Origin of the sequence: Reyranella sp., from assembly GCF_017305915.1 — a bacterium.
GTDB lineage: Bacteria > Pseudomonadota > Alphaproteobacteria > Reyranellales > Reyranellaceae > Reyranella.
On record NZ_JAFKJN010000035.1, the window covers coordinates 59,858 to 69,485 of the forward strand.

Sequence of the window (9,628 nt, forward strand, 5' to 3'; positions counted from 1 at the left end):
CGTAACGAGTTAGGCGGCCTCGGCAGCAGGCTGGGGAGGCAGCTCGACCGTGCCGCCGGCCCTCTCGACCGCGGCCTTCGCCGACGCCGAGGCGCCGGCGACCTTGACATCGATCTTGGCGGTGAGCTCGCCCTTGCCGAGCAGGCGCACGCCGTCGAACGCGCTCTTGAACAGGCCGGCGGCCTGCATCGCCGCCGCGTCGATCGGCTTGGAAGCGTCGAGCTTCTTGTCGTCGATCGCCTTCTGCAGGGTGGCGAGGTTCACCACCTGGTATTCCTTCTGGTGCGGCGGACGGAAGCCGCGCTTCGGGATCCGGCGGTAGAGCGGCATCTGGCCGCCCTCGAAGCCCTTGATGGCGACGCCGGTGCGGGACTTCTGGCCCTTGACGCCGCGGCCGGCGGTCTTGCCCTTGCCCGAGCCGATGCCGCGGCCCACGCGCATGCGGCGCTTGCGGGCGCCGGCATTGTCGGCGATCTCGTTCAGTCTCATTTTGCCATACCCTCCGGCCTAGCTCCGGCGGCTTGATCGCAAGCCGCTGCTACTTTGCCGATTCCTCATCGACGCGCACCAGATGGTGCACCTTGTTGATCATGCCGCGCACCGACGGCGTGTCCTCGAGGACGCGGCTGCGGTGGCGCTTGTTCAGGCCCAGGCCCTTCAGGGTCGCAAGCTGATCGTCCGTACGGCCGATCGGGCTGCCCGTCTGGGTGACCTTGAGCGTCTTCTTGTCGGCCATGGTCACCTCCGTCACGCGCTGGCTTCAGCGGCGGCATCGGCGGCCGTGCCGTCGCGGCGGCCGAGCAGATCGCCGACCTTCTTGCCGCGGCGGGTCGCCACCATGCGCGGCGAGTTGAGCTGCTCGAGCGCCTTGAAGGTCGCCTTGATCATGTTGTGCGGGTTGGACGTGCCGACCGACTTGGCGACGATGTCCTTGACGCCGAGCGTCTCGAACACCGCGCGCATCGGGCCGCCGGCGATGATGCCGGTGCCGGCCGGGGCGGCGCGCAGCGTCACCTTGCCGGCGCCGAAGCGGCCCTTGACGTCATGATGCAGCGTGCGGCCGTCGCGCAGTGGCACGCGGATCATGCCGCGCTTGGCGGCGTCGGTCGCCTTGCGGATCGCCTCCGGCACCTCGCGCGCCTTGCCGGCGCCGTGGCCGACACGGCCGCGCTGGTCGCCGATCACCACGATCGCGGCGAAAGCGAAGCGCCGACCGCCCTTCACCACCTTCGCGACGCGATTGATGGTGACGAGCTTGTCCTTCAGTTCGTTTTCCTCGTCGCCGTCGCGACCGCGGCCGCGATCGCGCGGGTTGCGGCCGCCGGAGCCTCCGGGTGAACGAGCCATGTGCTAACTCCTCAGAACGACAGGCCGCCCTCGCGGGCGGCAGTGGCCAGCGCCGCGACGCGGCCGTGATACTGGTAGCCGCCGCGATCGAACACGACGTCCTTGACGCCGGCGGCGATCGCGCGCTCGGCGATCAGCTTGCCGACCTCGGTCGCCGCGTCCTTGTTCGCGCCGGTCTTGAGCTTGGCCTTCAGGCCTTCGTCGAGCGACGAGGCGGCGGCCAGGGTCAGGCCCTTCAGGTCGTCGATGACCTGGGCGTAGATGTGCTTGCCCGAGCGGAAGACGCTGAGGCGGGGGCGGCCGCCCGAGGCCTGGCGCAGCGCGTGACGCGTGCGGCGCTGGCGGCGGGCGAAGAGAGCTTTGGTGTCCATCGTGGTTCGCCTTACTTCTTCTTGCCTTCCTTGCGCCGGATCGTCTCGGTCGAGTACTTGATGCCCTTGCCCTTGTAGGGCTCGGGCGGACGCAGGCTGCGGATCTCCGCGGCGAGCTGACCGACCTTCTGACGATCCGACCCGGTGATCTCGATCTCGGTCGGCTTCAGCGCCTTGATCTGGATCCCGGTGGGAATTGGAACCTCGACGTCGTGGCTGAAGCCGAGCTGCAGCTTCAGGTTCTTGGCATCCGCCTGGGCGCGGTAGCCGACGCCGTTGATCTCGAGGTTGATGGTGAAGCCGTCGGAGACGCCCTTCACCATGTTGTTGGCCTGGGCGCGGGCGGTGCCCCACTGCATGCGCGCGCGGCGGCTCTCGCTGCGCGGCCTGAAGCTGAGGCCCGTGCTGCCGTTGCTGACCTCGACGTCGTCGTGGACGACCATCGAGAGCTCGCCGCGCTTGCCCTTGACCTTGAGGGCCTGGCCCTTGAGGTCGACGGTGACGCCCTGCGGGATGGCGACCGGGTTCTTGCCGACTCGCGACATGATCAGAACACCTTGCAGAGGACTTCGCCGCCGACATTGGCGGCTCGCGCCTCGGCATCGCTCATGATGCCGCGCGGGGTGGACAGGATCGAGATGCCGAGGCCGTTGAAGTGGCGCGGCAGCTCGCGGATCTTCGAGTAGACGCGACGGCCCGGGGTCGAGACACGCTTGATGTCCTTGATGACCGGACGGCCGTTGTCGTACTTCAGCTCGACGCGAAGCTCCTTCACGCCGGGCCGCATCTCTTCCTCGAACCAGCCGCGGATGTAGCCTTCGCGCTGGAGCACATCGAGAACGTTCGACCGCATCTTCGAGGCCGGCACGGTCACGCTGTCGAGGCGTGCCGACTGGCCGTTGCGGATGCGGGTCAGCAAATCGCCGACGGGATCTGTCATCGCCATGGTCTACGGGCTCCCGTTACCAGCTCGACTTAACGACGCCGGGCAAGGCGCCCAGCGAGGCCAGCTGCCGCAGCGCCAGGCGCGACAGCTTGAACTTGCGATAGACCGCGCGCGGCCGGCCGGTGATCTCGCACCGGTTGCGGATGCGCGTCGGCGAGGAGTTGCGCGGCAGCTCGGCCAGCTTGATGCGGGCCTCGAACCGGTCCTCCGGGGTGAGCTTGTCGTCCACCGCCATCGCCTTCAGCTTGGCGCGCTTGACGGCGTATTGCTTCGCCATCTTCTCGCGCCGCTTGTTCTTGTTGACTGAGCTCGTCTTGGCCATTCGTCTTCTCCGGCCTCAGTTCACGAACGGGAAGTCGAAGCCGCGGAGAAGCGCTCTGGCTTCCGCGTCCGTCTTCGCCGACGTGCAGATGATGATGTCCATGCCGCGCACCATGTCGACCTTGTCGTAGTCGATTTCCGGGAACACGATCTGCTCCTTGAGGCCCATGGCGTAGTTGCCATTGCCGTCGAAAGACTTGCCGTTCAGGCCGCGGAAGTCGCGGACGCGCGGCAGCGCGATGTTCACCAGTCGGTCGATGAACTCGTACATGCGGTCGCGGCGCAGCGTGACCTTGGCGCCGATCGCCATGCCCTCGCGCAGCTTGAAGGTCGCGATCGACTTGCGCGACTTGGTGACGACCGGCTTCTGGCCGGTGATCGCCGTCAGGTCGTTCACGGCGCCGTCGACGGCCTTGCGGTCGTTGACCGCCTCGCCGACGCCCATGTTGATGACGATCTTCTCGAGCTTCGGCACCTCGAAGGCGTTCTTGTAGGAGAACTCCTTCACGAGGGCGTCACGGACGGTCTTGGTGTAGTGCTCTTGCAGGCGCGCGGCCATGGCGCGTTCTCCTAACGGTCGATCGTTTCGCCGGAGCCGCGCGCGACGCGGACCTTCCGGCCGTCTTCGAGGAACTTGAAGCCGACCTTGGTCGGCTTGTCGGACTTCGGATCGAGCACGGCCACGTTCGAGACGTGGATCGCGGCCTCGCGCTCGATGATGCCGCCCTCGCCGGTGCGGCCGGGCTTGGTGTGGCGCTTGATGACGTTGACGCCCGACACCACCACCCGGTTCTCGGACGGCAGGACGCGCAGCACGTCGCCCACCTTGCCCTTGGAGCCGCCGGCGATGACCTTCACGCGGTCGCCTTTCCGGATCTTCATGACTACAGGACCTCCGGCGCGAGCGAGATGATCTTCATGAACTTCTTGCCGCGCAGCTCGCGGGTCACCGGACCCGAGATGCGGGTGCCGATCGGCTCGTTCTGCTTGTTGATCAGCACGGCGGCGTTGCGGTCGAAGCGGATGGCGCTGCCGTCGCCGCGACGCAGCGGGAACGACGTCCGCACCACGACGGCGCGATGCACCTCGCCCTTCTTGACGCCGCGGCGCGGCAGGGCTTCCTTGACCGAGACGACGATGATGTCGCCGATCGCGGCATACTTGCGGCGCGAGCCGCCCAGCACCTTGATGCACTGGACCGTCTTCGCTCCCGAGTTGTCGGCGACGTCCAGGTTGGTACGCATCTGGATCATGTGACTGCTCCCTGCGCCCCTCTAGGCCTTGGCCGTTTCGACGAAGACTTCCCAGGTCTTGGTCCGGGAAATCGGCCGGCACTCGCGGATCCGGACCAGCTCGCCGACCTTGCCCTTGAAGGCATTGGTCTCGTCGTGCGCGTGGTACTTCTTCGAGCGGCGGATGAACTTCTTGTAGATCGGGTGCTGAACGCGCCGTTCGACCTTCACGACGATGGTCTTGTCCATCTTGTCGCTGACGACGACGCCTTCGAGAATTCGCTTCGGCATCTGTTCCTTACTCCTTAGCCTGCGGCCTTCTCGCCCAGCACCGTCTTGATGCGGGCGATGTCGCGGCGCACCTGGCGCACGCGACCGGTCTTGCCGAGCTGTCCGCCGGCCTTCTGGAAACGCAGGTTGAATGCTTCCTTGCGCAAGTTGCCGAGCTCTTCCTTGAGCTGGTCCTGAGTCTTGGGGCGTAGATCGCTGGCCTTCATGGCTTCTCTCCTCAGCCCTCGGCGCCGACGCGGGCGACGAAACGGGTCTTGATCGGCAGCTTGGCGGCGGCAAGAGCCAGCGCCTCCTTGGCGACCGTGACGGGAACGCCGTCGAGCTCGAACAGCACGCGGCCGGGCTTCACGCGGGCCGCCCAGAACTCCGGCGCGCCCTTGCCGGAGCCCATGCGGACCTCGGCCGGCTTCTTCGACACCGGCACGTCCGGGAACACGCGGATCCAGACGCGGCCGGCACGCTTCATGTGACGCGTGATGGCGCGGCGGGCGGCCTCGATCTGGCGTGCGGTCAGGCGGTCCGGCTCCATCGCCTTCAGGCCGAAGGCGCCGAAGTCGAGGTTGAAGCCGCCCTTGGCGGCGCCGCTGATGCGGCCCTTGAAGGCCTTGCGGTACTTGGTGCGCTTGGGTTGCAGCATGATTGCCTACGCGTCCCTCTGCTCGGTGCGCTCGACGCGCGCCGGGGTCCGTTGCGGCGCGGCCTCTTCGGCGCGCTTGTCGTGCGCCATCGGGTCGTGCGCCATGATCTCGCCCTTGAACACCCACACCTTGACGCCGCAGGTGCCGAAGGTGGTGAAGGCGGTCGCGGTGCCGTAGTCGATGTCGGCGCGCAGCGTGTGCAGCGGCACGCGGCCCTCGCGGTACCACTCCATGCGCGCGATCTCGGCGCCGCCCAGGCGGCCCGAGCAGTTGATGCGGATGCCCTGGGCGCCCAGGCGCATCGCCGACTGCACGGCGCGCTTCATGGCGCGGCGGAAGGCGACGCGGCGCTCGAGCTGCTGGGCGATGTTCTCGGCGATCAGCGTGGCGTCGATCTCGGGCTTGCGGATCTCGACGATGTTCAGCGCCACCTCGCCCTTGGTCAGCTTGGCGAGGTCGCCGCGCAGCTTCTCGATGTCGGCGCCCTTCTTGCCGATCACCACGCCCGGGCGGGCGGTGTGGATGGTGACGCGGGCGCGCTTGGCCGGGCGCTCGATGACGATCTTCGAGACGCCGGCCTGGGCCAGCCGCTCACGCAGGACCTTCCGGATGTGGATGTCCTCGTGGAGCATGTTCGAGTATTCGCCGCCTTCGGCGTACCAGCGCGAGTCCCAGGTCCGGTTGATGCCGAGACGCAGGCCGATCGGATTGACCTTCTGACCCATGTTACTTTTCCTCCGCCTCGGGGCGCTCGCGCACCACGATGGTGAGATGGCTGAACGGCTTGATGATGCCGGCGGCGCGGCCGCGGCCGCGGGTCTGGAACCGCTTCATGACCAGGCTCTTGCCGACCGACGCCTCGGCGACGATCAGCCGGTCGACGTCGAGGTTGTGGTTGTTCTCGGCGTTGGCGATCGCCGAGTTGAGCGCCTTCTTCACGTCCTGCGCGATGCGCTTCTTGGAGAAGGTCAGCTCGTTGACCGCCGAGGCGGCCTTCTTGCCGCGGATGGAGGCCGCTACGAGGTCGAGCTTGCGCGGGCTGACGCGCACGGTGCGCAGTACGGCCTTGGCCTCGTTGTCCGCCTCGCGGCGCTTGTTCGCAGGCTTGCTCATCGCTTAATCCTTCGAAACCTTCTTGTCGCCGGCATGGCTGGTGAAGGTGCGGGTCGGCGAGAACTCGCCGAGCTTGTGGCCGACCATCTCCTCGGTGACGTTCACCGGGATGAACTTCTTGCCGTTGTAGACGCCGAACGTCAGGCCGACGAACTGCGGCAGGATCGTGCTGCGACGCGACCAGGTCTTGATCACCTCGCTGCGGACGGAGCCGCGCGACTTCTCGGCCTTCTTGATCAGGCTGCCCTCGACGAAGGGGCCTTTCCAAACGGAACGTGCCACTGCCTATCTCCTACCGCGTCGCTGACCGGCGACGGATGATGTACTTGTCCGTAGCCTTGTTCTTGCGGGTCTTCTTGCCCTTGGTGGGCTTGCCCCACGGGGTGACCGGATGGCGGCCGCCCGAGGTCTTGCCCTCGCCGCCGCCGTGCGGATGGTCGACCGGGTTCATCGCGACGCCGCGCACGACCGGGCGCTTGCCCAGCCAGCGGGTGCGACCGGCCTTGCCGACCACCGTGTTCTGGTTGTCGGGGTTCGACACCGCGCCGACGGTCGCCAGGCACTCGGCCGGGACCAAGCGCAGCTCGCCCGAGTTCAGCTTGAGCTGGGCGTAGCCCGCGTCCTTGCCGACGAGCTGGGCGTAGGTGCCGGCGGAGCGCGCCAGCTGACCGCCGCGGCCCTTCTTCAGCTCGACGTTGTGCACGATCGTGCCGACCGGCATGCTGGCGAGCGGCATGGCGTTGCCCGGCTTGATGTCGACCTTGTCGCCCGACATCACCTCGTCGCCGGCCTTCAGGCGCTGCGGCGCGATGATGTAGGCGAGCTCGCCGTCGGCGTACTTGATCAGCGCGATGAACGCCGAGCGGTTCGGATCGTACTCGAGACGCTCGACGGTCGCGGCGACGTCGAACTTGCGGCGCTTGAAGTCGACCAGGCGCAGGCGGCGCTTGTGGCCGCCGCCGCGATGATGCGCGGTGATGTGGCCGTGGTTGTTGCGGCCGCCGGACTCGGTCTTGCCGACGGTCAGCGACTTCACCGGCTTGCCCTTCCAGAGGCCCTGGCGGTCGACGATCACCAGCTGTCGCAGCGACGGCGTGATCGGCTTGAATGTCTTGAGAGCCATTTACCCTATCCCCCGTCCTACAGGCCCGTGGTCACGTCGATCTTGTGACCCTCGACCAGCGAGACGATCGCCTTCTTCCAGTCACCACGCACACCCGGCCGGCCCTTGAAGAGCTTCTGCTTGCCCTGCACGTTGATCGTGTTCACCGCCTTGACCTTGACCTTGAACAGGCCTTCGACGGCCTGCTTGATCTCGGGCTTGGTGGCGTCAGCGGCGACCTTGAAGGTCACCTGGCTGTGCTCGGAGCCGTTGGTGGTCTTTTCCGTGATCAGCGGCGCGCGGATCACCTCGTACATGCGCGCGCGGCTCACGACCGTCTTGATCTTCGAGCTCATTGTCTTGGCGCTCATTGCAGGCGCTCCTCGAGATGCTTCACGGCATCCTTGGTCAGCACCAGCGTGTCGCGGCGCAGGATGTCGTAGACGTTGGCTCCCTGCTGCGGCAGCACATCGACATGGGCGATGTTGGCCGCGGCGCGGGCGAAGTTGGTGTCGACCTCGGCACCGGCGATCACCAGGACCGATGAGACGCCGAGCTTGCCAAAGTGGCCCTTGAGCTGGGCCGTCTTGGGCTCCTTGAGCGCGGCCGCCTCGACCACGATCAGCTTGCCCTCGGCCGCCTTGGCCGACAGCGCGGTGCGCAGCGCGAGCTTGCGCACCTTCTTCGGCAGGTCCTGCGCATGGCTGCGCACCACCGGGCCGAACGCCTTGCCGCCGCCGCGGAACTGCGGCGCCGCCTTGTTGCCGTGGCGGGCCTGGCCGGTGCCCTTCTGGGCGTACATCTTCTTGGCCGTGGCCGTTACTTCCGAACGGCCCTTGGTCTTGTGGGTGCCCTGCTGGCGGTGCGACAGCTGCCACACCACGCAACGCTGCAGGATGTCCTTGCGGACGGGCGCGCCGAACACCGCATCCGCGAGCTCCAGCTCGCCGGCGCTCTCGCCCTCGATGGTCTTGACCGCGATCTTCATGGCCTGGTCCTTAAGCCTGCGGAGCCGCGTCGGCAGCCGGCGCCTCGGGAGCCGCTTCACCGGCAGCCTTGCGCAGGCCGGCCGGGTACGGGGCGTCCTTGTGGCGCGCGCGCTTGGACGCGTCCTTGACGATGATGTAGCCGCCGGCCGGGCCGGGGACGGCGCCGGAGACGAGCAGCAGGCCCTTGTCGTCGTCGGTGGCGACGACCTTCAGGTTCTGCGTGGTCACACGCTCGTGGCCGTAGTGGCCGGCCATCTTCTTGCCGGGGAAGGTACGGCCGGGATCCTGGCGGTTACCGGTGGAGCCGTGGCTACGGTGCGAGACCGACACGCCGTGGCTGGCCTCGAGGCCGTGGAAGTTCCAGCGGACCATCGAGCCGGTGAAGCCGCGGCCGATCGAGGTGCCGACGACGTCGACGAACTGGCCGGGCACGAAGTGGCTCGGCACCAGCTCGGCGCCGACCTCGAGCACGGCGTCCTTGGCGACGCGGAACTCGACCAGCTTCTTCTTCGGCTCGACCTTGGCCTTGGCGTAGTGACCGCGCATCGGCTGGGTCACGTTCTTCACCTTGGCCTTGCCGTAGCCGAGCTGGACGGCGGTGTACTTGTCCTTCTCTTCCGAGCGGACAGCGACGACCTGGAGCTGGTCGACCTTCAGAACGGTGACGGGCACATGCTCTCCCGCGTCGTTGAAGACGCGGGTCATGCCGACCTTCTGGGCGACGAGACCGCAACGCATGGTCTGTTCCTCTTCCCTTTGTCCCTAGGCGCCGAGCTTGATCTCGACGTCGACGCCGGAGGCGAGGTCGAGCTTCATCAGCGCGTCCACCGTCTGCGGCGTCGGATCGACGATATCGAGGACCCGCTTGTGGGTGCGGATCTCGAACTGCTCACGCGACTTCTTGTCGATGTGCGGAGACCGGTTGACCGTGAACTTCTCGATACCCGTCGGCAGCGGAATGGGCCCGCGAACCTGCGCGCCCGTCCGCTTGGCCGTGCTCACGATCTCGCTCGTCGACTGGTCGAGCACGCGATGATCGAAGGCTTTCAGCCTGATGCGGATATTGGTGTTGTCCATGGCCATGGTCCGTACTCGCCCCTGGATCCGTTACTTTACGATCTTGGTGACGACGCCGGCGCCGACGGTTCGGCCGCCCTCGCGGATGGCGAAGCGCAGGCCCTCGTCCATCGCGATCGGCTGGATCAGCTCGATCGTCATCCGCGCGTTGTCCCCCGGCATCACCATCTCGGTGCCCGACGGCAGCGTCACCACGCCGGT

Annotated in this window: 21 protein-coding genes and 1 pseudogene; all 22 read right to left on the reverse strand. The window is 67.2% G+C overall.

The window, feature by feature from the left end:
- Nucleotides 1-9: 9 nt before the first annotated feature.
- Nucleotides 10-489 carry a 50S ribosomal protein L15 gene (gene rplO, locus J0J01_RS28660; RefSeq protein WP_296387042.1) on the reverse strand — a complete coding sequence of 160 codons (480 nt, stop codon included), beginning with the start codon at nucleotides 487-489 and terminating at the stop codon, nucleotides 10-12.
- 49 nt (nucleotides 490-538) lie between these two features.
- Nucleotides 539-736: a 50S ribosomal protein L30 gene (gene rpmD, locus J0J01_RS28665; protein ID WP_296387043.1), complete on the reverse strand. Its 198-nt coding sequence runs from the start codon at nucleotides 734-736 to the stop codon at nucleotides 539-541.
- A gap of 11 nt (nucleotides 737-747) precedes the next feature.
- Nucleotides 748-1,347 (reverse strand): 30S ribosomal protein S5, encoded by a 600-nt coding sequence (rpsE, locus tag J0J01_RS28670; RefSeq protein WP_296387044.1) that lies wholly within the window; start codon nucleotides 1,345-1,347, stop codon nucleotides 748-750.
- Between the two features lie 11 nt (nucleotides 1,348-1,358).
- Nucleotides 1,359-1,718: a 50S ribosomal protein L18 gene (gene rplR, locus J0J01_RS28675; RefSeq protein WP_296387045.1), complete on the reverse strand. Its 360-nt coding sequence runs from the start codon at nucleotides 1,716-1,718 to the stop codon at nucleotides 1,359-1,361.
- Between the two features lie 11 nt (nucleotides 1,719-1,729).
- A complete protein-coding gene (rplF, locus tag J0J01_RS28680) occupies nucleotides 1,730-2,263 on the reverse strand; it encodes a 50S ribosomal protein L6 (RefSeq protein WP_296387046.1) in 534 nt (177 codons plus the stop codon).
- 2 nt (nucleotides 2,264-2,265) lie between these two features.
- Nucleotides 2,266-2,664, reverse strand: a complete 399-nt coding sequence (gene rpsH / locus J0J01_RS28685; protein WP_296387047.1) for a 30S ribosomal protein S8 — start codon at nucleotides 2,662-2,664, stop codon at nucleotides 2,266-2,268.
- A 16-nt stretch (nucleotides 2,665-2,680) separates the two neighbouring features.
- A complete protein-coding gene (gene rpsN / locus J0J01_RS28690; RefSeq protein ID WP_296387048.1) occupies nucleotides 2,681-2,986 on the reverse strand; it encodes a 30S ribosomal protein S14 in 306 nt (101 codons plus the stop codon).
- Nucleotides 2,987-3,001: 15 nt separating this feature from the next.
- On the reverse strand, nucleotides 3,002-3,544 hold the full coding sequence (gene rplE / locus J0J01_RS28695) for a 50S ribosomal protein L5 (protein WP_296387049.1): 543 nt from the start codon (nucleotides 3,542-3,544) through the stop codon (nucleotides 3,002-3,004).
- A gap of 11 nt (nucleotides 3,545-3,555) precedes the next feature.
- Nucleotides 3,556-3,867, reverse strand: a complete 312-nt coding sequence (rplX, locus tag J0J01_RS28700; protein ID WP_296387050.1) for a 50S ribosomal protein L24 — start codon at nucleotides 3,865-3,867, stop codon at nucleotides 3,556-3,558.
- A 2-nt stretch (nucleotides 3,868-3,869) separates the two neighbouring features.
- A complete protein-coding gene (rplN, locus tag J0J01_RS28705) occupies nucleotides 3,870-4,238 on the reverse strand; it encodes a 50S ribosomal protein L14 (protein WP_296387051.1) in 369 nt (122 codons plus the stop codon).
- Between the two features lie 21 nt (nucleotides 4,239-4,259).
- Complete coding sequence (rpsQ, locus tag J0J01_RS28710) at nucleotides 4,260-4,508, reverse strand: 30S ribosomal protein S17 (protein WP_296387052.1); 249 nt, start codon at nucleotides 4,506-4,508, stop codon at nucleotides 4,260-4,262.
- A gap of 14 nt (nucleotides 4,509-4,522) precedes the next feature.
- Nucleotides 4,523-4,714 (reverse strand): 50S ribosomal protein L29, encoded by a 192-nt coding sequence (gene rpmC, locus J0J01_RS28715; protein ID WP_296387053.1) that lies wholly within the window; start codon nucleotides 4,712-4,714, stop codon nucleotides 4,523-4,525.
- Nucleotides 4,715-4,725: 11 nt separating this feature from the next.
- Nucleotides 4,726-5,145 (reverse strand): 50S ribosomal protein L16, encoded by a 420-nt coding sequence (rplP, locus tag J0J01_RS28720; protein ID WP_296387054.1) that lies wholly within the window; start codon nucleotides 5,143-5,145, stop codon nucleotides 4,726-4,728.
- A gap of 6 nt (nucleotides 5,146-5,151) precedes the next feature.
- Nucleotides 5,152-5,871, reverse strand: coding sequence for a 30S ribosomal protein S3 (gene rpsC, locus J0J01_RS28725; protein ID WP_296387055.1), 720 nt, complete (start codon nucleotides 5,869-5,871; stop codon nucleotides 5,152-5,154).
- Between the two features lies 1 nt (nucleotide 5,872).
- The gene (gene rplV / locus J0J01_RS28730) at nucleotides 5,873-6,259 is read right to left on the reverse strand and encodes a 50S ribosomal protein L22 (protein ID WP_296387056.1); all 387 of its coding nucleotides are present in this window, start codon (nucleotides 6,257-6,259) and stop codon (nucleotides 5,873-5,875) included.
- A 3-nt stretch (nucleotides 6,260-6,262) separates the two neighbouring features.
- On the reverse strand, nucleotides 6,263-6,541 hold the full coding sequence (gene rpsS / locus J0J01_RS28735; protein WP_296387057.1) for a 30S ribosomal protein S19: 279 nt from the start codon (nucleotides 6,539-6,541) through the stop codon (nucleotides 6,263-6,265).
- Nucleotides 6,542-6,551: 10 nt separating this feature from the next.
- On the reverse strand, nucleotides 6,552-7,382 hold the full coding sequence (rplB, locus tag J0J01_RS28740; RefSeq protein WP_296387058.1) for a 50S ribosomal protein L2: 831 nt from the start codon (nucleotides 7,380-7,382) through the stop codon (nucleotides 6,552-6,554).
- Between the two features lie 17 nt (nucleotides 7,383-7,399).
- On the reverse strand, nucleotides 7,400-7,732 hold the full coding sequence (locus tag J0J01_RS28745; protein WP_296387059.1) for a 50S ribosomal protein L23: 333 nt from the start codon (nucleotides 7,730-7,732) through the stop codon (nucleotides 7,400-7,402).
- Entirely contained in the window at nucleotides 7,729-8,349 is a 621-nt protein-coding gene (rplD, locus tag J0J01_RS28750; RefSeq protein ID WP_296387060.1) for a 50S ribosomal protein L4, read from the reverse strand. Before rplD ends, J0J01_RS28745 begins: the two co-directional genes overlap by 4 nt.
- Before the next feature lie 10 nt (nucleotides 8,350-8,359).
- On the reverse strand, nucleotides 8,360-9,088 hold the full coding sequence (gene rplC, locus J0J01_RS28755; RefSeq protein ID WP_296387061.1) for a 50S ribosomal protein L3: 729 nt from the start codon (nucleotides 9,086-9,088) through the stop codon (nucleotides 8,360-8,362).
- 24 nt (nucleotides 9,089-9,112) lie between these two features.
- Complete coding sequence (gene rpsJ, locus J0J01_RS28760; protein WP_296387062.1) at nucleotides 9,113-9,427, reverse strand: 30S ribosomal protein S10; 315 nt, start codon at nucleotides 9,425-9,427, stop codon at nucleotides 9,113-9,115.
- Between the two features lie 30 nt (nucleotides 9,428-9,457).
- Nucleotides 9,458-9,628, reverse strand: a pseudogene (locus tag J0J01_RS28765) (elongation factor Tu); the annotation flags it as partial.